Annotated in this window: 14 protein-coding genes, 2 tRNA genes and 1 pseudogene; 6 read left to right on the top strand and 11 right to left on the bottom strand. The window is 68.8% G+C overall.

Annotated elements, in window-relative coordinates:
• Positions 1–193: 193 nt before the first annotated feature.
• Positions 194–2,950: pseudogene (locus FKV24_RS12430) on the top strand (UvrD-helicase domain-containing protein); the annotation flags it as partial.
• Positions 2,951–3,590: 640 nt separating this feature from the next.
• The gene (locus tag FKV24_RS19900) at positions 3,591–4,835 is read left to right on the top strand and encodes an HNH endonuclease (RefSeq protein WP_249041006.1); all 1,245 of its coding nucleotides are present in this window, start codon (positions 3,591–3,593) and stop codon (positions 4,833–4,835) included.
• A 197-nt stretch (positions 4,836–5,032) separates the two neighbouring features.
• On the opposite strand, the gene FKV24_RS12420 is transcribed toward FKV24_RS19900, so the two are convergent.
• Positions 5,033–5,335 carry a hypothetical protein gene (locus FKV24_RS12420; RefSeq protein WP_141482591.1) on the bottom strand — a complete coding sequence of 101 codons (303 nt, stop codon included), beginning with the start codon at positions 5,333–5,335 and terminating at the stop codon, positions 5,033–5,035.
• 140 nt (positions 5,336–5,475) lie between these two features.
• On the opposite strand from FKV24_RS12420, the gene FKV24_RS12415 reads away from it, so the two are divergent.
• A complete protein-coding gene (locus FKV24_RS12415) occupies positions 5,476–5,754 on the top strand; it encodes a hypothetical protein (protein WP_141482590.1) in 279 nt (92 codons plus the stop codon).
• Between the two features lie 24 nt (positions 5,755–5,778).
• Here FKV24_RS12415 and FKV24_RS12410 read toward each other — a convergent pair.
• The 9 genes from FKV24_RS12410 to FKV24_RS12370 all read right to left on the bottom strand — a co-directional run bounded on the left by FKV24_RS12410 (position 5,779) and on the right by FKV24_RS12370 (position 15,565).
• Positions 5,779–5,855, bottom strand: a tRNA-Arg gene (locus FKV24_RS12410).
• A gap of 302 nt (positions 5,856–6,157) precedes the next feature.
• A tRNA-Ser gene (locus FKV24_RS12405) sits at positions 6,158–6,250 on the bottom strand.
• 67 nt (positions 6,251–6,317) lie between these two features.
• Complete coding sequence (gene csrA, locus FKV24_RS12400) at positions 6,318–6,518, bottom strand: carbon storage regulator CsrA (protein ID WP_111266814.1); 201 nt, start codon at positions 6,516–6,518, stop codon at positions 6,318–6,320.
• Positions 6,519–6,664: 146 nt separating this feature from the next.
• A complete protein-coding gene (alaS, locus tag FKV24_RS12395; RefSeq protein WP_141482589.1) occupies positions 6,665–9,325 on the bottom strand; it encodes an alanine--tRNA ligase in 2,661 nt (886 codons plus the stop codon).
• Between the two features lie 323 nt (positions 9,326–9,648).
• The gene (recX, locus tag FKV24_RS12390; protein WP_141482592.1) at positions 9,649–10,173 is read right to left on the bottom strand and encodes a recombination regulator RecX; all 525 of its coding nucleotides are present in this window, start codon (positions 10,171–10,173) and stop codon (positions 9,649–9,651) included.
• A gap of 87 nt (positions 10,174–10,260) precedes the next feature.
• On the bottom strand, positions 10,261–11,292 hold the full coding sequence (gene recA, locus FKV24_RS12385) for a recombinase RecA (protein ID WP_141482588.1): 1,032 nt from the start codon (positions 11,290–11,292) through the stop codon (positions 10,261–10,263).
• A gap of 210 nt (positions 11,293–11,502) precedes the next feature.
• Positions 11,503–12,147 carry a transcriptional repressor LexA gene (lexA, locus tag FKV24_RS12380; protein ID WP_141482587.1) on the bottom strand — a complete coding sequence of 215 codons (645 nt, stop codon included), beginning with the start codon at positions 12,145–12,147 and terminating at the stop codon, positions 11,503–11,505.
• Between the two features lie 187 nt (positions 12,148–12,334).
• Entirely contained in the window at positions 12,335–12,835 is a 501-nt protein-coding gene (locus FKV24_RS12375; RefSeq protein ID WP_141482586.1) for a CinA family protein, read from the bottom strand.
• A gap of 75 nt (positions 12,836–12,910) precedes the next feature.
• Positions 12,911–15,565, bottom strand: a complete 2,655-nt coding sequence (locus FKV24_RS12370) for a TonB-dependent receptor (RefSeq protein WP_141482585.1) — start codon at positions 15,563–15,565, stop codon at positions 12,911–12,913.
• Positions 15,566–15,967: 402 nt separating this feature from the next.
• Between FKV24_RS12370 and FKV24_RS12365 the strand changes: the two genes are divergently transcribed.
• Both FKV24_RS12365 and FKV24_RS12360 read left to right on the top strand, forming a co-directional pair.
• Positions 15,968–17,446 carry a SulP family inorganic anion transporter gene (locus tag FKV24_RS12365; protein ID WP_141482584.1) on the top strand — a complete coding sequence of 493 codons (1,479 nt, stop codon included), beginning with the start codon at positions 15,968–15,970 and terminating at the stop codon, positions 17,444–17,446.
• A 16-nt stretch (positions 17,447–17,462) separates the two neighbouring features.
• A complete protein-coding gene (locus FKV24_RS12360; RefSeq protein WP_111266821.1) occupies positions 17,463–18,323 on the top strand; it encodes a universal stress protein in 861 nt (286 codons plus the stop codon).
• 109 nt (positions 18,324–18,432) lie between these two features.
• Here the strand turns inward: FKV24_RS12360 and FKV24_RS12355 are convergent, their stop codons facing one another.
• The gene (locus tag FKV24_RS12355; RefSeq protein ID WP_141482583.1) at positions 18,433–22,227 is read right to left on the bottom strand and encodes an autotransporter domain-containing protein; all 3,795 of its coding nucleotides are present in this window, start codon (positions 22,225–22,227) and stop codon (positions 18,433–18,435) included.
• 550 nt (positions 22,228–22,777) lie between these two features.
• Here FKV24_RS12355 and FKV24_RS12350 point away from each other — a divergent pair.
• Positions 22,778–23,875, top strand: a 1,098-nt coding sequence (locus tag FKV24_RS12350) for a MutS N-terminal domain-containing protein (RefSeq protein WP_484502559.1), incomplete at its 3' end; no start/stop codon positions are given.

The following is a 23,875-nucleotide window of genomic DNA, read 5'->3' as shown; positions in this document are numbered from 1 at the left end:
CCCCCCGCAACTCGGCCCGTGCAGCGGTTATCGCGCCGTGATCGGCGATTCATCGCGCGCCGTTGCATGCCAGGTCGTCCGCGGCTGAAGCGCTCCCTTCCTCACGACATGACCCGCAACGCCCTGCGCCTTACTATGAACGGGCACGTGCGGGGAGCTGCGCGGCGATTCCACAGGAAACATAGGACACGGCATGGCAAAGGACTGGATTCCGTCCGTCTGGGGTCAAAAATGGACCCGCTCTCCAGACTGGTGCCTGAGCCTTCGGGGTTCGGTACTGACGTTGACCGTGGACGGCGACGCCTACGTGCTGGACGTGGAAGACGATGCAACCTACCGCCTCCACGCGGGCACCTTTTGGACGGACTTCACCGCCTTCCCCGGCACGGGACGGGAAACTCGGGTCGATGGCTTGCCCAACGGGCAAGGCGCCGATCTAGCCCAGGCCATCGAGCTCGCGGTGTTGGACAAGCAACTGCGCGAGGACGCCGCGTTCGTTACGCGCGAACACCAGGCGTTACTCGCCTGGCTGCGGCGAGCCCGCGCCCAGGAAAAGGAGACCCAAGCCGCCCACCGCTGGTTCACCCACGACCTGCAGGCGGACCTGGAAGCCAACCGACCCGTGGTGGACCTGGCTGGACTGCGGCAGCGGTTGACCAAGCCCGCTGTATCAACGCGGTTGGGCCTAAAAGTCGCAGACATCGAGCGGCACTTGAAGATATGGGAGATGGATTGGCCGCGCTACTGGGCGCGTCGCAACCAAGCGCACGCCGATCGCGAGTTGGTCGAGTGCAAGGACCTGTTCGACCGGGTGGAGAGCAAACCGCTCACCGAGGAACAGGCTCGTGCAGTTGTCTGCTTCGACAACCGCGTCCAGGTGGTCGCATCGGCGGGCTCGGGCAAGACTTCGACCATGGTGGCCAGGGCCGCCTATGCCATCCACCGCGGCCTAGTCGCACCGGATCGCGTGGTGCTGTTGGCCTTCAACAAGCGCGCGGCCGATGAGTTGAAAGAGCGCGCGGCCCAGGCCTTCGAACGGCTGGGCATGGAAGGCGTGGCGGTGGAAGCGTCCACGTTCCACGCGCTGGGATTGCGCATCATCGGCAAGGCCACCGGGGAGAAGCCCGACATCCCCGACTGGGCCACCGACACCGGCGGCGGGCTGCGCAAGCTCGCGGAGATCGTCGACACGCTCAAGGATCGCGATCCGGGGTTCCGCACCCGGTGGGACCTCTTCCGCTTCGTGTTCAAGCGCGACGTGCCGGCGTTCGGCGCGCCCGAGCCCGTCGACGTGTGGGACGCCCAGGGCAAGGGCGCGTTGCTCACGGCGCGCGGCGAGCGGGTGAAGAGCCAGGAGGAGGTCATGATCGCCGACTGGCTGTTCTACAACGGCGTGGACTACCGCTACGAGGGCCGCTTCGAAGTTCACACCGCCGATGAGCGCCACCGGCAATACAAGCCCGATTTCTACTACCCGGCCGTGGCGCTGTATCACGAGCACTTCGCCTTGGACGCGCGCGGGCAAGCTCCCGCGCACTTCGAGGGCTACATGGACGGCGTGGCCTGGAAGCGCGACCTGCACCGAGACGTGGGCACCGCCTTGTTCGAGACCACGTCGCACGGCCTGCGCCACGGGGACGACTTGCAGCGGCTGGAAGCCGAGCTGACCGCCCGGGGCGTGGTGCTGGACCCCAACCCCGACAGGCCCATCCCGGACGGCGGCAACCCGCCCATGCTCGCCGCCGAGCTCGCGGCGTTGATTCGCACCTTCATTGGCCACGCGAAAAGCAACGGGTTGTCCATCGACGCCATTCGGCAGCGGCTGAAGGCCATGCCCGACGCCACGTTCAAGCCCCGGCATCGGATGTTCCTGGATCTGGCCGAGCCCATCCTCGCGGCGTGGGACGCGGCCCTGGCGGCCGAGGGCGGGATCGATTTCGAGGACATGCTCAACCTGGCGGCCGGCCACCTGGAAGCCGGCCGCTGCGAAGCGCCCTTCGATCTGGTGATGGCCGACGAGTTCCAGGACGCCTCCCGCGCCCGCGCGCGCTTGTGCCGCGCCTTGGTCCAGCGGCCCCACCGGTACCTTTTCGCGGTAGGCGACGACTGGCAGTCCATCAACCGCTTCGCCGGCGCGGATGTGTCGGTGATGACCCGTTTCAGGGAGTGGTTCGGCCACGGCCAGGTGCTCAAGCTGGAGCAAACGTTCCGTTGCCCGCAGGCCTTGTGCAACGTGTCCAGCGCGTTCGTCTCGAAGAACCCCGCGCAGATAGACAAGCGCGTGCACTCCGTGGCGCCCGCCGTGGGCCCCGTCTTGCAGGCTTTTCAGGTCGACCACCGGGACAAGCTCACCGACGCCGTCGACCGGTTCGTCCTACAGCTGGCCGAAGGCGTGCGCAGCGGCGCCATCCCGCCCGGGCGCAACGGCAAGGTGTCCGTCTTCGTGCTGGGCCGCTACAACGCCGACCAGCAGCACGTGCCCGACCGGCCTTCCCGCTTCAACCGCTACGTGGACGTGTCGTTCCTGACCGTCCACCGGTCTAAGGGCAGCGAAGCCGACTACGTCGTGTTGCCGGAGATGGTGAGCGTGGCGCGTCGGCGCAGTTTCCCGAGCACGCGGGCCGACGACGCCGTGCTGGCGTTGGCCATGCCCGACGGAGACGACTTCCCGCTGGGAGAGGAGCGGCGGTTGTTCTACGTCGCCCTCACCCGGGCCCGCCGCGGCGTTGCACTGTTCACCGCCCGCGGCTGCTGCTCCACCTTCCTGCGCGAGCTCGAGGAAGACGGCGCCGTGGTGCTGACCGACATCGACGGCAAGGCGATCCGAGAGGAGAGCTGTCCGGCGTGCAAGCAAGGCGTGCTGTTGCAGCGCACCGGGCCCTACGGGCCGTTCCGCGCCTGCTCGAACTTCCCCGTGTGCAGCTACAAGCCGCAGCAGCGGCGCGCGCCCGCGCCTTCGGTGTTCGCCCGACCGACGGCCCAGCGCTCGACCGCCGCCCGCGCGCCGCGTCCTGCGTCCCCTCGCCCAGCCGCCGCCACGCCGCCTCCCGAGCCGAAGGCGCCCCGGTCGTTCCTGGGCAAGCTCAACCATGCCGTGTCGGACTTCAACCACCACGTCGATCGCGCGAGCGCCCTGCAAAGCGCGACGTCCGAGCTGTCCGTGAACCTGGACGCGGAGCGCACGGTCGTCGAGGAGGCGCTCAAGTCGGCCCGGCAGGCGGTGGATCTGGAGCGCGAGCTCGCGGCCAAGGGCCCCGAGGCGCGAGCCCAATTCCAGCGCAGGTATACCGAGCTTCTCGCCGCGCTCGACGACGACACGCCCCCCGAGCCTTCGCCGCCCGCGCCCATGCCGCGTCACCCCCTCCCGGATTTCGGCCGCGTGGGCACGCACGCCCACCCCGACATTCAGCGGGCCATCGCGGCCAAGGTGGACGGCATGCGCGCGGACCGCCAGGCGTTCTTGTCCGCGGTCCACACGCAGCTGGCGGGCGACGCGGCGTTGCGCGCCCAGTTCGCCGCGGTCTTGCGCGGGCTCAACGGCGAGCATTACTGGGCGGCGCTGGACCCCCAATCCAGGCTGAAAACGGGCGGTGATCGTGGGCATTGAACGGGAGTTCGGGCGCTACGGCGCCAAGCTGGTGAACCGCTACTGGGCGGTGTCGGCGCTGACCGACGCGCCGCGCGAGTTGGTCGTCAGCATTTGGCAGCACCACATCGACGCCAGCGACGGCCGCTGGATCTACGACGACACGCTGGACCGCTGGCGCGGCGCCGGCAAGAACCTGCTCAAGGAGCACTTGGCGGTGGCCTTGCGCGAGGGGCTGCCCTTGCGCGCGGTGGTGGCCACGCAGCACAACCGCGCCGAGGTGCTGGCCAACCCCGAAAAGGCGTCGCGCAACACGTTCCAGGCCCGCCCCGACTGGGTGGGTCGGGTCGAGCACCTGGACGGCGACCACTTCGTGCTGGTGTTCGAGCGCGTGGGCGAGGACGCGCCGAGCGTGTCAACGGGCGCGAAGTATTGGCGCGCGGTGGAAGCCATCGAAGCGCTGGGCAGCGCGAGCCTGGCAGACGTCGAGGCCTGGGACCGGTCCCACTACCCCAGCGACCCACTGGGCAACGCCCGCGCGGACCTCGAGTTGTTCACCGTCAACTCGCCCAGCCGGATCCACTACAGCTACTCCCGGACGAACTGGCGCAGCGACAGCGGGCACGCGCACGATCGCTTGTTCAAGGTGGTGGACCCGGGCCCGCCCCGGCGAACGCGCTACGTGCTGTTCAACCCGGCCGAGCACGGGCACGTGGACCTGGAAAAGGTCGACGGGAAGTGGCACGTGCGGCCCCTGCCCCTGGACGAGCAGGCCCGCGCGGAAGCCCAAGGCCATGCGGAGGCCTTCGCGCACCAGGCGCCTTTGGACAGCGACCACGACGCGCGCGTGTGGGCCATGCGGGCGGTGGCCCAGCGCCGCGGCCAGCCGCTGTTCCGCGCCAAGCTGCTGGACGCCTACGGCGGCGCGTGCGCCATCACCGGGTGCACGGCGGTGGAGGTGCTGGAAGCCGCGCACGTGCTGCCCTACCGGGGCGAGCACACGCACCGCGTGGACAACGGGCTGCTCTTGCGTGCAGACCTCCACACGCTCTTCGACTGCCAGCTACTCTGGATTTCGCCCGGGCACACGGTCCAGGTGGCGCCCGCGCTGCAGGCCACCGACTACGCGGCGCTCCACGGCCAGCCGTTGCGACTTCCTGCGTCGAAGGCCGACCACCCCAACCCCGCTCACCTGGCCGAGCACGCGGCCCGGTGCCAGGCGCGGGAGAAAGAAAAAGCCCCGGCCTGACCGGGGCTGTCGCTCCTGCGCTTGGTGGCGGGGTCTCCCTTCCGCCGGCCCCCTTCCCGGCCGCGCCTGGCTTGCAGAGCAAGTCGGTCGCGGTGTTCCGTTCTGATTACGCTGCTGCGGGTGCAGTGGCCTGGGTGACGGGGACAGCATGCCCCTGGCACTGCCCGGGGGAAATCGGCGCGGGGTGCGGCGTGGGGTCAGAAAAGGCTGCGTCGCGATCCCGATTTCCCCCCGAGAACCCACTCCCACTCTTCGCAGCCGTCCACCACGCCCTTGAACGTGGCCCCTAGGCGTTGGAACAACCTAGCATCCGCGGGTCGCTTCTTGTATTCGCGGAACAGGATCCGCCGAATACCTAGCTCGCGCCGCACGGCGGTGGCAAAGCCACGCACCAGCGGCTCGCCGAAGCCCTTCCCTTCCAGCTCGGTATCCACGGCAAAGTGCTCCACGATGACCGCGTCTCCACAGGCCACGCGCCACCGATGCACGTACACCGTCAAGCGCCTGGTCCTTCGCGGCCGGCGCATGGAGCTCCACTCGGGCCATCCCGACCACCCGCCCATGGTGCTGTCCACCGAAGTCGAGCTGGAGGTGTGGGGCGTGGTCTTGTGGTCCATCAGCAAGCACGGGTGAGGGGGATATGAAAGAACGGGTTGCCTTGTGGAAACGCATCTACGAGGCCGACGAAAACTCCATTAATCAGCAGATCTCAAAACTGGCCTGGGATCTGGCTGCCTTCACTTGCTTTGTGGAGCTCGTTCGTCGGGCACCCGATAGTCGTTCTGGCAAGCAGCTCAACGGCATGTTTATGGACATGCTCGTGTCCGGGTTAACGAGCCCGAGAGAAGACATCACCCCCAGACTTGTAGGGGGGTTTTTAGGTGGGTACGTTAAAAGGAAGAAACAAAAAAGCCGCTGAAATCAGCGGCTTAGTTGCTAAAGATGGCGCGCCCGGAAGGATTCGAACCTCCGACCCCCAAGTTCGTAGCCTGGTGCTCTATCCAGCTGAGCTACGGGCGCGTAGTCGGAAAATTATGACTGCAGATAACCACTTCGTCAACAATTTTCGTCCAACTTTTTCACCGTCATCGTCGTGCGTCCATCAGAAGAAATTCATCCGGTCGCAAGCGATGCCCAACACGACATCAAGCCCGCCCGATCATCGACAACGATGAAGGAATCGCGTGAAACGATGCGATCCGGGCAAGCCGTCGCCACGACGATCAGGTCGGTGAGCCTGGGTCCGTCGCGTGTTCCTCTCTTGCCGGAAACGGCGGTCCCGGGGGCGACCATGGCAGCCATGGATCCCGGGCGGGAAGAACTGGCGGAGAGTGAGGGATTCGAACCCTCGATAGAGCTTTTGACCCTATACTCCCTTAGCAGGGGAGCCCCTTCAGCCTCTCGGGCAACTCTCCGCGACACACGCAAGCCTGTGCGGGGCGGAAAGCATAACGGCTCACCTCTCCCACGGCAAACTTTTTCTTAGCCTGCCGCCTTGCCAGCATCGTCCGGCGCGTTTTCGCCGCGCTGGATACGCTGATAAATCTCTTCGCGGTGCACCGCCACATCTTTCGGGGCCGTGATACCGATACGCACCTGGTTGCCCTTCACGCCGAGCACGGTGACGGTCACCGTGTCGCCGATCATCAGGGTCTCACCGACGCGACGCGTCAGGATTAGCATCGAGAAATCTCCTCATGCCGGCGCTTCCGCGCCGACGATTGCGTCACTGCCGCCAAGAACAGGTGACGCTTCCGGTGAAAAACACAATTCACAATTATCCTATCGCACGGAGCTCGCCACAAGCGGCAAAACACTCACAGCCGTACTCAACTCAGGCGCTGTTCAACCCAGGCCGGCACCCCGGCCAGGACCGCCCCCAGTTGCGGAGCGTCGTCGCCACCGCCCTGGGCCATGTCGGCACGACCACCGCCCTTGCCGTTGATCTGACCGGCCACGAAGCCGATCAGTTCCCCCGCCTTGACCCGGCCAGCCGCGCTGCCGCTGACTCCGGCCACGAGGGCGGCTTTGCCCCCGGCGGCCCCCGCAAGAACGATAACCGCATCTCCGAGCTGCTGCTTGAGGCGGTCCACCGCCTCGCGCAGCGCCTTGGCGTCAAATCCTTCCAGACGTTCTGACACTACTCGTATTCCACGGATTTCAACCGCGGACCCGGCCAGATCGGAGGTCGCACCCGCCGCCGCCTTGGCCTTGACGGCCTCCAGCTCGCGCTCGAGCTTCTTCTGGCGCTCGATCAGGGCCCGCAGCTTGTCGCCGACATCGGCCGCCTGGCCGCCGAGCAGGCCGGCCGCCTCGCCCAGCCGCGCCTCCTCGAGGGCGACATGGTCGAGCGCGCCCTGCCCGGTCAAGGCCTCGATCCGGCGCACGCCGGCGGAGACGCCCCCCTCGGAGACGATCTTGAACAAGCCGATATCGCCGGTGCGGGCGACGTGGGTGCCGCCGCACAGCTCGGTCGAGGCCTCGCCCATGCGCAGCACCCGCACCTCGTCGCCGTACTTCTCGCCGAACAGGGCCAGGGCGCCGAACTCCAACGCCTCCTGCATGCCCATGTGATGGACCTCGGCGGCATGGTTGCCGCGGATCTCGGCATTGACCCGACGCTCGATCTCGGCCAGCTCGTCGGCCGATACCGGCTGGAAGTGGGCGAAGTCGAAGCGCAGGCGGTCGGGCGCGACCAGCGAGCCCTTCTGGGTCACGTGCTCGCCCAGCACCGCGCGCAGCGCGGCGTGCAGCAGGTGGGTCGCGGAATGGTTGAGGACGGTGGCCTGGCGGCGCGTCGCGTCGACCGCGCCGAGGATGCGATCGCCGCGCTTGAGGCTGCCGGCCTGCAGGCGGCCGACGTGGCCATGGAACTGGCCGGCGAACTTCAGCGTGTCCTCGACCACGAAACGGGTCCCGGCCTCGTCGAGCTCGCCGGCATCGCCGACCTGGCCGCCGCTTTCGGCGTAGAACGGGGTGCGGTCGAGGATCACCACCCCGGCCTCGCCCGCCTCCAGGCGCTCGACCGGAACGCCGTCGCGCAGCAGCGCCAGCACTTCCAGGCCACCCTCGGTCAGGCGGTCGTAGCCGAGGAAGGCGGTCGCCGGCAGTTGCGTCGCCAGCTCGGCCGGCAGACGGGTCGCATTGCCGAACTTGCCGGCGGCGCGCGCGGTCTCGCGCTGCTGCTCCATCGCGGCCTCGAAGCCGTCCATGTCCACCGACAGGCCGCGCTCGCGGGCGATGTCGGCGGTCAGGTCGGCCGGGAAGCCGTAGGTGTCGTAGAGGCGGAACGCGTCGGCACCGGGGATGGTGCCGTCGGCGCGGGCCGCGACCTCGTCGAAGATGCGCATGCCGGCGTCGAGGGTTTCGGCGAAGCGCTCCTCCTCGGCCAGCAGCGCGCGCTCGATCAGCTCGCGCTTGTCGACCAGTTCGGGATAGGCCTCGCCCATCACCTCGATCAGCGGCGCCAGCATGCGATGGAAGAACGGTTGCTTCTGGCCGAGCATCCAGCCGTGGCGCAACGCGCGGCGGATGATCCGGCGCAGCACGTAGCCGCGGCCCTCGTTGCTGGGCAGCACGCCGTCGACGACCAGGAAGGCGCAGGCACGGATATGGTCGGCGATCACCCGCAGCGACTTGTTGTCCAGGTCGGCGGTGGAAGTCAGCCGGCCGGCGGCGGCGATCAGGTGCTGGAACAGGTCGATCTCGTAATTGCCGTGCACGCCCTGCAGGACCGCGGCGATCCGCTCCAGGCCCATGCCGGTGTCGACGCAGGGTGCCGGCAGCGGCACCAGGGTGCCGTCGGGCTGGCGGTCGAACTGCATGAAGACCAGGTTCCAGATCTCGATGAAACGGTCGCCGTCCTCGTCGGGCGAGCCGGGCGGGCCGCCCGGGATCTGCGGGCCGTGGTCGTAGAAGATCTCGGTGCAGGGGCCGCAGGGGCCGGTGTCGGCCATCTGCCAGAAGTTGTCCGACGCGTACGGCGCGCCCTTGTTGTCGCCGATGCGGATGATCCGCTCGGCCGGCACTCCGATCCGGTCGTGCCAGATCGCATAGGCTTCGTCGTCGTCGTGATAGACGGTGACAGTCAGTCGCTGCGCGTCTAGTTTCCAGACCCCGGTCAGCAGCTCCCAGGACCACTGGATCGCCTCTTCCTTGAAATAGTCGCCGAACGACCAGTTGCCCAGCATCTCGAAGAAGGTGTGGTGGCGGGCGGTGTAGCCGACCTGGTCGAGATCGTTGTGCTTGCCGCCGGCACGCAGGCAGCGCTGCACGTCGGCCGCGCGCACGTAGCCGGGCTTCTCGCTGCCGAGGAACACGTTCTTGAACTGCACCATGCCCGAATTGGTGAACAGCAGGGTCGGGTCGTTGGCCGGCACCAGCGGCGCCGACGGCACGATGGTGTGGGCCTTGCCACGGAAAAACTCGAGGAAGTCGCTACGGACCTGATTGGTGCTGATCTTGCGGGCGGTGTCGGAAGAAGTGCTCATGCCTGGCGCTATCGGGGGCTGGGCCGGGGCCGCCGGGCCCCGTTGCCGCCCTCAGGATGGGGGCGACGGCCGGGTCAGGCAACCAGTCGGAAAGCTCGATAGCCTAACAGGCCGGCGCAGGCGATGTGTCCTGTGCCAGGGCGCTTTCGCGTATGGCCGGCACGGCCGCGCCGCTGAACGGCCGCCGACACGGGTCCGACCCGCCTCGAAGCCGCTGCCGCGGCGACACGGCGCGGCGCCCGCACCGGCAACGGGACGCACTCGCGTCCTTCCCGTCCTGTCCTTCCCGGTCGCGCCGGCCAAGGTCGCGGACGACACCGGACTCAGATCATTTCATCCGGGTCGAAACGTGTGGCCGCGCGGATCTGGTCGCCGGCGAAGCCGCGACGGGCGAGCATGTCGGCGGCCTTGCGCCGGGTCGCGAGGTCCCTGAGCGCCTCGCCGCCGCCGTGGCGACGCTCGACCAGGGCCCGGGCAAGCTCGTACCAGTCGCCGTCGAATGTCGCCATCGCGGCCTCGACCGCCTCGCCGTCGAGACCGTGCATCGCCAGCTCGGCACGGATCCTGATCGGGCCGTAGCCGGTACCGGCGCGACTGCGCACCAGTTGCTCGGCGAAGCGGCCATCGTCCTGCCAGCCTTGCTCGGCCAGCCGGTCGACCGCCGCCTCGGCCTCGTCGCGCTCCAGCCCGCGCGTGGCAAGCTTGTCGATCAACTCGCGCCGCGAGTGTTCGCGCCGCACCAGCAGGCCCAGGGCCCGCTGGATCGGGGTACGGTGCGGCCGCGTCCTGCGCCGCCCGACCCCATGGGCGTCCTTCGCCCGGTCCGGATTGTCCTTGTCCTCGTCCATCCCGCTCAGCGCCGTTGGGCCCGGCACCTGTCGCCGGACCGCACCGATGCCATCGTCCGCCGCCGTGACCGTCGGCGGACGCATGAATCAATCCTCGTCACCACCGTCCTCGTCGCGGTTGGCCTCGGCCGGCACGAACTGCTCGCGCAGGGCGTTCTCGAGCCTGGTCGCGACCTCGGGGTTCTCCTTCAGGTAGTTGCGGGCGTTTTCCTTGCCCTGCCCGATCCGCTCGTCACCGTAGCTGTACCAGGCGCCCGCCTTGTCGACGATCTTGGCGTTCACGCCCATGTCGATCAGCTCGCCTTCGCGCGAGATGCCTTCGCCGTACAGGATCTCGGTGATGACCTGCTTGAACGGCGGCGCCATCTTGTTCTTGACCACCTTGATCCGGGTCTGGTTGCCGATGATCTCGTCGCCCTTCTTGATCGCGCCGATACGGCGGATGTCCAGGCGCACCGAGGCATAGAACTTCAGCGCATTGCCGCCGGTGGTGGTCTCGGGGCTCTGGCCGGGCATCATGATGCCGATCTTCATGCGCAGCTGGTTGATGAAGATCACCAGGCAGTTGCTGCGCTTGATGTTGCCGGTCAGCTTGCGCAGCGCCTGGCTCATCAGGCGGGCCTGCAGACCGGGCAGCTGGTCGCCCATCTCGCCCTCGATCTCGGCCTTGGGGGTCAGCGCGGCGACCGAGTCGACCACGACCATGTCGACCGCACCCGAGCGCACCAGCATGTCGGCGATCTCCAGCGCCTGCTCGCCGGTATCGGGCTGCGACAGCAGCAGCTCGTCGACGTTGACGCCGAGCTTGGCCGCGTAGACCGGGTCCAGCGCGTGCTCGGCATCGATGAAGGCGGCGGTGCCGCCGGCCTTCTGACACTGCGCGATCGCCTGCAGGGTCAGGGTGGTCTTGCCGGAGGACTCCGGTCCGTAGATCTCGACCACGCGACCCTTGGGCAGGCCACCGATGCCCAGCGCAATGTCCAGCATCAGCGAACCGGTCCCGATCACCTCGGCCGCCTCGACCACCCGGTCGCCCATGCGCATGACCGAGCCTTTGCCGAACTGCTTTTCGATCTGGCCCAGGGCGGCTGAGAGGGCGCGCTTCTTGTTCTCGTCCATCGTGGAATCCTTGTAGGTCGCTGAGGGGTATGGGATGAGTCTAGGGGGCGGCGTTCGCAGAGACTGAGATTCCCCGCCCGGCCATCAGATTGCTCGCCGATCCGCCGCGGATCGCTCGGTAAAACCGGCCGCGCCGGATCGGGGCACGCCCTGCGAAGGGATAGGAAGCTTCCGATCTCGACCGGGCCGCACAGCTAGCACCAGCGGCCATCAGCGGCTCGGCCTCACCAGCCCGCAGTACAGCCCCTCGATGGCGAAGTCCTGGCCGGGCTGGACCTCGATCGGCGCGAAGTCGGGATTGCGCGGCAGCAGCCGGATCTTCTCCTTGCCCAGCTTGAGCAGCTTGACGGTGATCTCGTCGTCGATCCGGGCGACCACGATCTGCCCGGAGCGCGCATCGCGGGTGCGGTGCACGCCGATCAGGTCGCCGTCGAAGATGCCCTCGTCGCGCATGGAGTCGCCCTTGACCCGCAGCAGGTAGTCCGGCGCCGGCGAGAAGAAGTTGCGGTCCAGCAGCAGCACCTGGTCGGAACCGATGTCGGCGCCGATCGGCACGCCGGCGGCGACCTGACCCAGCACCGGCAGGCGCAGCGCATCGTCGTTGGCGGCCGCTTGCGCCGGCGAGGCCGCATCCATTCCTTCCGGCAGACGGCACAGGCGGATGCCGCGGGCGCGCCCGGGCACGCGCTCGATCACCCCGGCCTGCTCCAGCGCCTCCAGGTGGTACTGGGCCGCGCGCACGCTGTTGAAGCCCATCGCGCGGGCGATCTCGGTCTGCGAGGGCGGCATGCCCTCGGCCTCGATCCGCTCGGCGATCAATTGCCAGATGGCGCGCTGGGTATCGGTGATATTCATGTTAGTAGCAATGCTACTAATCCGGTTCCCGCCAAGTCAAGCCCCCGCCCCAGCGCCGCCGGACGTGGGCTCCCGTAGGCCGCGATTGGATCCGACGCGAAAGGCCCATCGCGGCTTACGCCGCTCCTACGAAGACCCTCTCCCGAGTCCCGAGTCCCGAGTCCCGAGTCCCGAGTCCCGAGTCCACTCAGCTCATCAGCTCGATCAGGCCGTGCAGGGCCGCGGCGACGGTCTGGCGGCGGATCGCGTCGCGGTCGCCGTCGAAGTGGAACACCACCGCGGTCGGATAGCCGCCGCGACGCTTCCAGGCGATCCAGACCGTGCCGACCGGCTTGTCCTCGGTGCCGCCGGTGGGTCCGGCGATGCCGGTCACCGCGACCGCGGCGGTGGCACCGGAATGCACCAGCGCGCCGGAGACCATCTCCATCACCGTCTCGCGGCTGACCGCGCCGTGCTCTTCCAGGGTGTGAGGCTGGACCCCGAGCAGGGCCTGCTTGGCCTCGTAGCTGTAGGCGGTCATGCCGCATTCGAACCAGTCAGAGGCGCCGGACACGTCGGTCAGCGACTTGGCGATCCAGCCGCCGGTGCAGCTCTCGGCGCTGACCAGTCGGTGGTGCTGGGCGATCGCGGTCTGCGCCACCTGCTCGGCGAGCTGGCGCAGGGCGATGTCGGTGATGTCTGCGTTCATGGCTCCAACTATACCGGTCGCGGACGGCGGTTCTAGCGCCGTCCGCGCGGGCTCCGCCGCACCGTTGGCGGCGACTCAGTAATGGACGCGCAGGGTCACCCCGTACATCGCCGGCGCGCCCGGGAAGCCGTTGTAGGAGTTGAGCGGATCGCCCGGTGCCGGCGACCCCGGCGCCTGCAATGGCGCGTCGAAGGCGACCTGGATGTAGTCCTCGTCGAAAATGTTCTGGCCCCACAACTCGACCATCCAGCGGCGGTCGCGCGAGCCGATGCCCAGGCGCGCATTGAACACCGCGTACCCTTCCTGCACCTTCTCCGCGTCCAGGTCCGAGCCGGTATTGAAGTCGGACATGTACTTGCCGCCGATGTTGAAGCGGCCCATCAGGTTGCCGCCGAACTCCCACTGGTAGGTCACCGAGGCCGAACCCGACCACAGCGGCGCGAAGCTGGCGCGGCTGCCGGGCAGCTTGTAAAGCGGCCCCGGGAACACGAACTCGGCGGTCGGGGTCTCGTCGCCGTAGCGGGTGTCGGCGTAGGTCAGACCGCCCTGCACCATCAGGCCCTCGATCGGCGTCTGCCACAGCACCTCGGTATCGATGCCCTGCGAGACGACCTCGGGGATCGAGCGCACCACGAAGCTGGTGCCGAGGAAGCTGTTGAGCTGGAAGTCCTCGTAGGTCTGATGGAACAGGGTCGCGTTGAGCAGCAGATTGCCATCCATCCAGGTGGTCTTGGCGCCCAGCTCGTAGCTGTCGACGAACTCGCCCGGGAACGAGGTGTCGGCGACCGGAACGATGCCGGCGCCGCTGCTGGACTGGCCGTCGGCCGACTGCACCCGGTCGAGGTTGAAGCCGCCGGCCTTGTAGCCGCGCGCGGCCGACACGTAGGTCATCACCGAGTCGTTCCAGCGGTAGGCCGCCTTGAGCGTGCCCGACCATTCCTTTTCCTCGCGCTCCTGGTGGCTGCTCCGGCCGTTGTGCAGGGCGTTCGCCCACGGCAGGCACATGAACCCCACCACCTGCGGTGCCAGCTGGCCCAGCAACGCGGCCTGCTGTTCGGGGGTCAGCGCGCCCAGCGGGACCCCGCGCGCCAGCAGGGCCTGGGCCACGCCGCCGGCGGGATCGGCCAGCGCCGCCGCGCAGCCGGGGCTGCCGTTGGGATTGCTGTAGACCGAATCCAGCTCCTTGTCCTCGCGCGTGTAGCGCAGGCCCAGGGTCAGATCGAGCGCGTCGGTCGCATGCCAGGTGTTGTTGGTGAACAACGCATAGCTCTTGGCATTCTGCTGATAGCGGTCGAGCGCGCCGAGGCCCGAGAAACCGGTGCCGAACGGTTGTCCGGTGACCTGCGAGAAGAACGCCGCCGGATTGCTGGTGTCGATCGGCAGGCCCAGTCCGGTCACCCCCGCGGCGACCCGCTGGAACACCAGGGTCGAGACGTAGGGCTCGTAGCCGGCGCCGACCCGGTAGGAATCGTTGCGCTTGAGGTCCTCGTCGGAATAGAACGCGCCGACCATCCAGTCGAAGGCGTCGGTCGATCCGGTCAGGCGCAGCTCCTGGGTCAGGGTCTCGAAGCCGGTGAAGGACTCGTCGCGATCGGCGTTGCGGTAGATCAGATCGGCGGTGCTGAAGTCGAAATCCAGGCCATTGATCGCCTCCCAGTCGCGGCTGGCGGTGATCGAGGTCAGGGTCGCGCCGCCGAACCACGGCGTCTCCCAGTTCACCTCCATCGACAGGCCCTTGTCCTTCAGGTCCTGCTCGGTGCTGCGGTTGCTCCAGACCTCGCGCCTGGACGGATCGGCGACCGGGATCACCCCCTCGTCCGGCGCCAGCGCGTCGATGATCGGGGCGGTCGCGCCGCGAACCAGGGTCACCGCGGTGCAGCAGTTCTCCTCGCGGCTGGTGAAGTCGGCGATGAAGTTGATGTCGAGGGTGTCGGTCGGCTCCAGCAGCAGTTGGCCGCGCAGCGAATGGAAGTTCTGGTCGTAGTCCTCGTCCTCGCGCCGGGGGCCGCCGCCGGTATGCACGTCGACCCAGCCGTCGCGTTGGCGCTTGGCGGCGTAGACGCGCAGCGCCGAGTTCTCGCCCAGCGCGCTGTTGAAGGTTCCGGCCACGCCGAGCGCGCCGTAGTTGCCGACGGTCAGCTCGCCGTCGACATAGGTGTTGTAGTCGGGGCGGCGGGTGATGACATTGATCACGCCGGCCGAGGTGTTCTTGCCGAACACCGTGCCCTGCGGGCCCTTGAGCACCTCGATCCGTTCGATCTCGCCCAGATCGCCGAAACCGACGCCATTGCGCGGCCGGTAGACGCCGTCGATCACCACACCGACCGAGGACTCCAGGCCGGCGTTGTCGCCGACCGTGCCGATGCCGCGGATGCGGGCCACGGTCTGCACCTCGCTCTGGGTGCTGCTGACGGTCAGCCCCGGCACCAGCAGCTGGACATCCTTGATATCGCGCACGCCGGTGTCCTGCAGCAGCTGCTCGGGCAGCGCGGTGATCGCGATCGGCACGTCCTGAAGGATCTCCTCGCGCTTCTGCGCGGTGACGACCAGGCCCGAGAGGGTGGTCGTCCGTGCCTCGTCCTGCGGGTCGGCATCCGTTGCGACGGCGTCCTGCGCGCGCACCTGCGCCACCGGCACCGTCGCCAGCGCGCAGGCGATGGACAGGACCAGCAGACGGGGGGCGGGCTTGCGAATTGCGGGCTTGCGGGTCACGGGCTTGCGGACATTCATCACACTCCTCCCCTGAAGTGCATGGATCGATGGTCAGCCAACACTCACCCCTTCCGTGGCGTGAAAACCAGAAGCGTGGTCTCTTGCGTTGCATCAGGCCCGGCGATGCCGCGGCAATCGCCCCGGCGGCGCCAGGGTACCCCAGTACCCCCGAGCGCCTTCCGTACGGCCTGGAACGGTGCCGAAACTAACACGTCCGCCGGCCCGCGCATGCCGCATCGCAACAGACGCCGGTCCCGCCCCGGCCGTGACCGGCTTCCGGTATCATTGCGCGCCGTGTTCGCCGACGGTGTTCCGGTCGCCCCGTCCCGACCCCCGCGCACCCAGCCGCCTCCCGGCTGACCGGCCCCCGCTCCCTCTCCGCCTCTCAAATGCTGCGCCTCGGTGCGGCGGACTCCGCTCATGTCCCATACCCTCCGCCAGCAATGGTTCTCCAACATCCGCGGCGACGTCCTTGCCGGACTCGTCGTCGCCCTGGCCCTGATCCCCGAGGCGATCGCGTTCTCGATCATCGCCGGCGTCGACCCCAAGGTCGGCCTGTACGCCTCGTTCTCGATCGCGGTGGTGATCGCCTTCACCGGCGGCCGCCCGGGCATGATCTCGGCGGCGACCGCCGCGATGGCGCTGGTGATGGTCGACCTGGTCAAGGACCACGGCCTGCAGTACCTGCTCGCCGCGACCCTGCTGACCGGCGTGTTCCAGATCCTCGCCGGGGCGCTGAAACTCGGCTCGCTGATGCGCTTCGTCTCGCGCTCGGTGGTCACCGGCTTCGTCAACGCGCTGGCGATCCTGATCTTCATGGCCCAGCTGCCGGAACTGACCGGGGTGAGCTGGCAGGTGTACGCGATGACCGCGGCCGGACTGGCGATCATCTACCTGTTCCCGCGGCTGACGAAGGCGATCCCGTCGCCGCTGGTCGCGATCGTGGTGCTGACCGCGGTGGCGATCTGGCTGGGGCTGGACATCCGCACGGTCGGCGACATGGGCGAGCTGCCCGACAGCCTGCCGGTGTTCCTGCTGCCGGAGGTGCCGTGGAACCTGGAGACGCTGCGGATCATCGCGCCGGTCTCGGCGACCCTGGCGGTGGTCGGCCTGCTGGAATCGCTGCTGACCGCGCAGATCGTCGACGAGCTGACCGACACGCCCAGCGACCGCAACCGCGAATGCGCCGGCCAGGGCGTGGCCAACATCGCCACCGGCTTCATCGGCGGCATGGCCGGCTGCGCGATGATCGGCCAGTCGGTGATCAACGTGAAGTCCGGTGGACGCGGGCGCCTGTCGACCCTGATCGCCGGCGTGGTGCTGCTGATCCTGGTCGTGTTCGCCGGCCCCTGGGTCAAGCAGATTCCGATGGCGGCGCTGGTCGCGGTCATGGTGATGGTCTCGATCGGCACCTTCAGCTGGGGCTCGATCCGGAACCTGTGCACCCACCCGCGCAGTTCCAGCGTGGTGATGATCGGCACGGTGGTGGTCACCGTGTTCACCCGCGACCTGGCCAAGGGCGTGCTGACCGGGGTACTGCTGTCGGCGCTGTTCTTCGCCCGCAAGGTCGGCCAGGTCCTGCACGTGGCCTCGAGCGCGAGCGCGGACGGCCGCGAGCGGACCTACACGGTGACCGGCCAGGTATTCTTCGCTTCGGCCGAGCGCTTCGCCGCCTCGTTCGATTTCAGGGAGGCGCTGGACCGGGTGGTCATCGACGTCTCCGACGCGCACTTCTGGGACCTGAGCGCGGTCGGCGCGCTGGACAAGGTGGTGATCCGGTTCCGGCGCGAGGGCGCCCAGGTCGATATCGTCGGTCTGAACCAGGCCAGCCGGACCATCGTCGACCGCCTCGGCGTGCACGACAAACCCGATGCCGAACGCCTGATGGGCGGCCACTGACCGAGGAGCCGATGCGATGAATTCATTGATCAGGAACGACGGCCAGGTGCTCGCCGCACTCGACCCCTCCGGTTACGCCGACAGCGTCGCCGATCACGCCGGCTGGGCCGCATCGCGGATGCGGGCGCCGCTGGCGCTGATGCACGCGCTGGACCGCAACGGCACCGGGTCCAGCCGGGACCTCAGCGGCAACCTGGCGCTCGACAGCCGCGAGGCGTTGCTCGAGCAGCTCGCCACGCTCGATGCCGAGCGCGCGAGGCTGGCCCAGGAACAGGGCCGGAGCCTGCTCGAACACGCGGCCTCGCAGGTCAGGGAGCGCTTCGACCTGGAAGCCGACACCCGGCTCCGCCACGGCGCCCTGGTCGACAACCTGCTCGACGCCGAGGAACAGGTGCGGCTGTTCGTGATCGGCAAGCGCGGCGAGCATGCCGACTTCGCCAAGGGACACCTGGGCAGCAACCTGGAGCGCGTGGTCCGCGCGGTACGACGCCCGGTGCTGGTGGCCTCGCGGGCGTTCCGGCCGGTGCAACGGTTCATGATCGCCTTCGACGGCAGCGCCACCACCCGCAAGTGCGTGGACATGGTCGCCGCCAGTCCGTTGCTGAAGGGCCTGCCCGGGGTATTGCTCGCCGCCGGCGACGCTGCCGCGGGCATGGACGACGCGGCGGCGCAACTGCGCGAAGCCGGTTTCGCGATCGAGACCGCGACGGTGCCGGGCACCGCCGACGCGGTCATCGCCGCGCAGGTCGCCGAACGCGGGATCGACCTGTTGGTGATGGGCGCCTACGGCCACTCGCGGATCCGCCAGTTGATCGTCGGCAGCACCACCACCGAGGTCCTGCGCACCTGCGCGATCCCGGTCCTGCTGCTGCGCTGAGCCACCACGACCATCCGCCGCGTTCCGCGCCCGTCCCCGCACCGAAGTCGGGGAAACCGGCGGCAACGCATGCCGCCGGTTTCCCCACCCGGCACCCCAACGTCCCGGGTCAGAACCTCAGCGACCAGCGCAGCGATCCGCCGTGGTCGCGTGCGTCGTCGTTGAACTGACCGCTGTAGCCCAGCTCGAACTGGCTGTTGGCGCCGGTGCGCGCGATCACGCCCAGGTCCAGCAAGGTCGCGTCGCTGGCCACCGGCACCCCGTGCACGGTGAAGCGGCCGCCGTCGGCGAAGCTCATGTCGGTCCACGGCACCAACTCGCCGCCGGTCTTGCGATAGCCGAGGCCGGCGCGCAGGCTCAGCCAGTCCTGGGCCTGGCCATTGCTTCGCAGGCTGGCGTCGAAGCGCACGCCGGCCGTGGTCAGGTCGGCGTCGACATCGCGGGTCCTGCCGGACAGCGCGGCGGCGCCGCCGGTCTCGCGGAACCGGTCCGAATCGACCCGCACCTGCGCGAACTGCGCATAGGGCTCGATGCCCCAGCGCTCGTTGCCGAAGCGGTAGCCGGCCTCGACGAAGCCCTGCAGGGTGTCGGCGTCGTAGTCGGCGCGCAGCGCGTCCTCGAAGCCCGCGTAGACGACGCGACGCTCCAGGTCGACATCATGCTGCCCCCACGACAATCCGGCACGCAGGCCCAGGCGGCCCCAGCCATGCCCCAGGTAGGCACCGGCGAAGCGCGACCTCAGCCCGCCGCGGGCACTCAGGCGCTCGCGCACGGTCACGTCGGTGTCGCCGATGCCGCCCATCAGGCCCACCCGCAAGCCGCTGTCGAAGACATAGTCGGCACCGACCAGGGTGGCGCCGCCGTTGTAGTCGACTCCGGCCGCGTTGCCGTCGGAACGGATCCGCCCGCCGTTGCCCTGGACCTCGACCCAGGCGCCGAAGCGGCGGTCGTCGTCGCCCTGGCTTTCAAACGCATCGGTCGCGCCACGGCCCCGCTTCAGCGCCGCCTCGCGCAGGTGGCGGCTGCCGTCGACCAGCACCGACTGCAGGCTGGCATGGGCGTCGCCGCTGAGCAGGTCGATGGCGCGCCCGGCGTCTTCCGGGAACAACTGGACCAGGCTGCCGACGATCGCGTTGTCGTCGTCCAGCCCGTCAATCGCGGCACCGGTGACCCGCTGGTTGTGGGTGTCGGCAAAGGTGGCGAAACTCAGGCCACGCGAAACGCCCAGCGACACCGAGGTCGGCGCGTAGTCCAGGGTCAGCTTCAGAAACGGGGTGACCTCGCTGCTGTCCACGGCCGCGAAGCGGCCGGACAGACCGCCGGCCGCGGACAGGAATCCATAGCCCTGGCCGAGCTTGTACACACCGGGACCGCGCAGGGCGACGACGGTGCCGCCCTCCAGCGTCGCGGTACCGGTCACTTCCAGACGGTCGCTCAGATCCGGCGGCGTGGTCTCCACCTCGAAGAACGACCCGGCCTGCTGCACGTAGTCGCCGTCGACGGTCAGGGTGCCGATGGAATTGCCCGGGGCAATGGTGCCGGCGACCGTGGTGTCGCCGAGGGTGCCGATGCCGCCGAGGCGCCCGCGCGCACCGACCCGGGTCGAGCCGCCGCTCTGCAGGCCGTTGAAGCTGACTGTCGCCGCGCGCGCCTGCGCGTCATCGCCGGAGACGAACAGGTCGCCATTCTCCAGCCGGCCGCTGGTGGTCACCATCGCCATCCCGCCGTTGACCCGCAGGTCGTTGCCGCGCAGGGTGCCGGCCAGCGACAGTGCGCCGTTCTCGACCACGCCTTCGAAGCCCTCGCCATAGGCGTTGAGCCCGGTCAACGACAGCAACCCACCATGCACGGTGAAGCCATCGAAGCTGTTGTCGCCCGACAAGGTCAGCGCACCCGCACCGCGCTTGATCAGGGCGCCGCGGTCCTGCTCGCGGCCGGTATGCAACAGGCCATTGGTGATGTCGTTGGACCAGGTGTCGACGGTGCCCTCCGGAAGGCTCACATCGAAGTCGCGCAGGAACGCACCGGGGCCGTTCATCGCCGCGCCGAGGTCGACCTTGCCCCAACCGAACACCCCGTCGACGCCCGCCTCGCCCAGGTCGGTCGCCGTGGTCAGCAGGGTGTCTCGCACCTGCACGTTGTCCAGGTAGGCGAAACGCTCGGCCACCAGCGCCAGCGCGCCAGTCACATGCGGCGCCGCCATCGAGGTACCGGAGTTGAAGCCGTGGCCGGGCGTGTAGCCCGCCGCCGCCAGCCGCTCGTACAGCGCCTCCTGCAGGGCGACGACGCGATCCAGCTGGCCCCCGTCATCGACGATGCCGAGCTCGGATTCGACAATCTCGGGGAATCGGATGAGTTTGCCGGGGCCGGACAGGTTACTCACCGCCGTGTCGACCCAGGAAAACGGATCGTCCCGAAGCTCGTAGAGCAGGCCGTGGTTGACAGGATGCTCAGCCTCGATATCAAGGTGGTGCAGCAACCCGGAGATCCGCGCCGCAGTTGCCAGGAGCCGGTCGGCAAAGGCGCCGAGCTGCTCCGGGGTGGTCCCGGCGTCGCCGCTGAGCAGGTCGATGTGGAACTGATTGACGCCAACCGGCTCATCTCCGTGCGGCAGCGGCACCCCCCTGCTCGGGAAAACGAAGTAGTCCTGGTAGGCGATGATTTCGTCGATGATCTGACGCCTGCTCAAGCCGGGGTCGCCATCGGCCAGCTCCTGCCGGATCGCCTCGAAACGTTCCGGCAGGCTGCGGTCGACGGTCGCCGAGTAGATACCCGAACCGGGCGCGGACACGCACCAGTAGCGTGCGGTGCCGCAGGATTGCGAGAAGCCGCTCAGGGCATCGTCCCGATCCAGGCTGCCCACGCTGACGACGTACGGCTCCAGTTCCGGCAGCGCCGCCGGCAGCGCCGCCTGCGCACCCGCATGCACGGCATTGCCTGAGTTGCCGCTGGCGAATACGTGGACCAGCCCGCCCAGCCCCAACACTTTCCGGTAGTGCGCCTTCCACCCTTCGGGAATCGCCGCCGCCACCGCTTCCGCGCTGGCATCCGCACCGACGGTCCAGCTGGATCCCCAACTGTGGTTCACGAAGCGCGCGCCCGACTGTGCAAGCGCCTGGAATGCGGCCGGCTCGACATCGAATTGGCTCCCGCGAATCCCGGTGAACGCGTCCCGGGCCAGATGGTGGGTGGCCGAGTGCAACGAAGCGCCGAACGCGACACCGTGCATGCCCTGGCCATCGCGGTTGGCGACCATGGTGCCGCCGACATGGGTGCCGTGGTCGCTGTAGCCTGAGAAGCCGATCAGCGGTCGCCCGTCGAAGTTCCCGACCTGGCCCTCATACGGGTCATCCGGAAACTCGATGCCGTCGCGCGTATCCAGCAGATGCAGCTTGCCGGCGCCGGCGAACTCGGGATTGCGGTCGTCGACACCGGAATCGAAAATGCCCAGTTGCACGCCCGCGCCGGTGATGCCGCGGGCATAGGCGTACTCGGCACCGATCGCCTGCAGGCCCCAGTCGCCCTGGAATTCGCTGTCGGCGCGCCAGGACGCCGCCGCGACCTCGAGGTCGGCGCTGCGGCTGCCGTCTGCCATCAGATAGGGCTGCGGATCGTCCGTCCCCGCGCCGGTGGCCGCTGCGGCAAGCGGCGGCGCCGCTCGCGTGTCCTCGGTGCCGCTCGGGGCGCCGCGGCGCAACCACCGTTCGCCCTGTGTCGGAGTACCCGCGCCGTGTTGCTCGCGCGCTTCGCGCCGGTCGGATGCGGCGAAGGCGCGCGCCACCGCGTCGCGCGTGGCCTGTTGCTGAGTCGGCTCCGACGCGATCGCCGGCATCGCGGACAGGGTCATCGCGATCGCCAATGCCAATGTCGAGACGGGAGGAGAGGAGCGGCGAACTTGAGTCATGGAACAGAACCTTTCAGTAGTCACGGGGGCGCGCAGCCAGGCGGCATGCGTCAAGGCCTAAACGCCCCCGCTCCATGGCCCCCTACCCATGCCCATGACGTCGCCCTTGGTGATGATTCCGAGAGATTCAACAGGGCGACGAATCCGCCGCGTGGCCCGTGCAAACGGCGTTCTTCCGAGCTCCTGCGTCGTGCCGGCGCCGCGCCTGCAACTGGAATGAGAGATGCAATCCGGGTCTCCGACGGGATCGATCAAGGCAAGAACCGCGACCGGCAAAGTCCCGGAAGCGGACGAGATGCGGGTGAGATCAGGAAATGACCCGGGCGTTCATCGCGGCGACAGCTAACGTCGACGCGGCCATCCGGCGAAGCCGGCGCGGCGCGCACCCGATCCGCCTCGCGCATCCCACTGGAACTGCATCGCGGCGTCCCGCCGCCCTCCCGCTGTCCTGCACCGACCGGCGCGTACGACGGCGCCCGCCCCGCAACCGCTACAATCGGCGTCCGCGCCCCATCCGCGCCCCCCCGACAGACCGACCGCAGCGAACCGAATGCCCAAGAGCGCCGACAAGACGCCCGAACACACCCCCCTGATGAAACAGTTCTTCGCCGCCAAGGCGGAGCATCCGGACGTGCTGCTGTTCTTCCGGATGGGCGATTTCTACGAACTGTTCTACGACGACGCGCGCAAGGCTGCGCGCCTGCTCGACATCACCCTGACCCAGCGCGGCAGCTCCGGCGGCGCGCCGATCCCGATGGCCGGTGTGCCGCACCACTCGGCCGAGAGTTACCTGGCGCGGCTGGTGGCGCTGGGCGAGTCGGTCGCGATCTGCGAGCAGATCGGCGACCCGGCCGCGAGCAAGGGCCTGGTCGAGCGCAAGGTGGTGCGGATCATCACCCCGGGCACGGTCACCGACGAGGCCCTGCTCAACGAGCGCCGCGACACCCTGCTGCTGGCGGTCGCGCGCGGCAAGGAGCGCTATGGCCTGGCCTGGGCCGACCTCGCCGCCGGCCGCTTCATGGTCAACGAAGTCGCCAGCGAGGACGCGCTGGAAGCCGAGCTGGCCCGCCTGGAGCCGGCCGAGACCCTGGTCGCCGACGAGGAAGGCTGGCCGGCCTTCGTGCTCGAGCGCGGCGGCCTGCGCCGGCGCGCACCGTGGCTGTTCGACGCCGACAGCGGCCGCCGCCAGCTGCTGCGCTTCTTCAAGCTGCACGACCTGTCGGGCTTCGGCATCGACGACAAACCGCTGTCGATCGCCGCCGCCGCCGCCCTGCTCGGCTATGTCGAGGAGACCCAGAAGCAGCGCCTGCCGCACCTGAGTTCGATCGCGGTCGAGTCCGGCGACGGCGCGATCGCGATGAACGCCGCGACCCGGCGTCACCTCGAACTCGATACCCGGGTCGACGGCGACACCCGCCACACCCTGCTCGGCGTGCTCGACAGCACGGTCACCCCGATGGGGGGACGGCTGCTGCGACGCTGGCTGCACCGGCCGCTGCGCGAGCGCGCGCCGTTGCGGCTGCGCCACCAGGCGGTCGAGACCCTGATCGAATCCGGCGCCGGCGACGACCTGCGCGAACAGTTCCGCGCGCTCGGCGACCTCGAGCGCATCCTGTCGCGGATCGCCCTGCGCAGCGCGCGCCCGCGC

This window comes from Marilutibacter maris, from assembly GCF_006546735.2.
Lineage (GTDB): Bacteria > Pseudomonadota > Gammaproteobacteria > Xanthomonadales > Xanthomonadaceae > Marilutibacter > Marilutibacter maris.
This window is presented reverse-complemented; position numbering and strand designations above follow the sequence as displayed.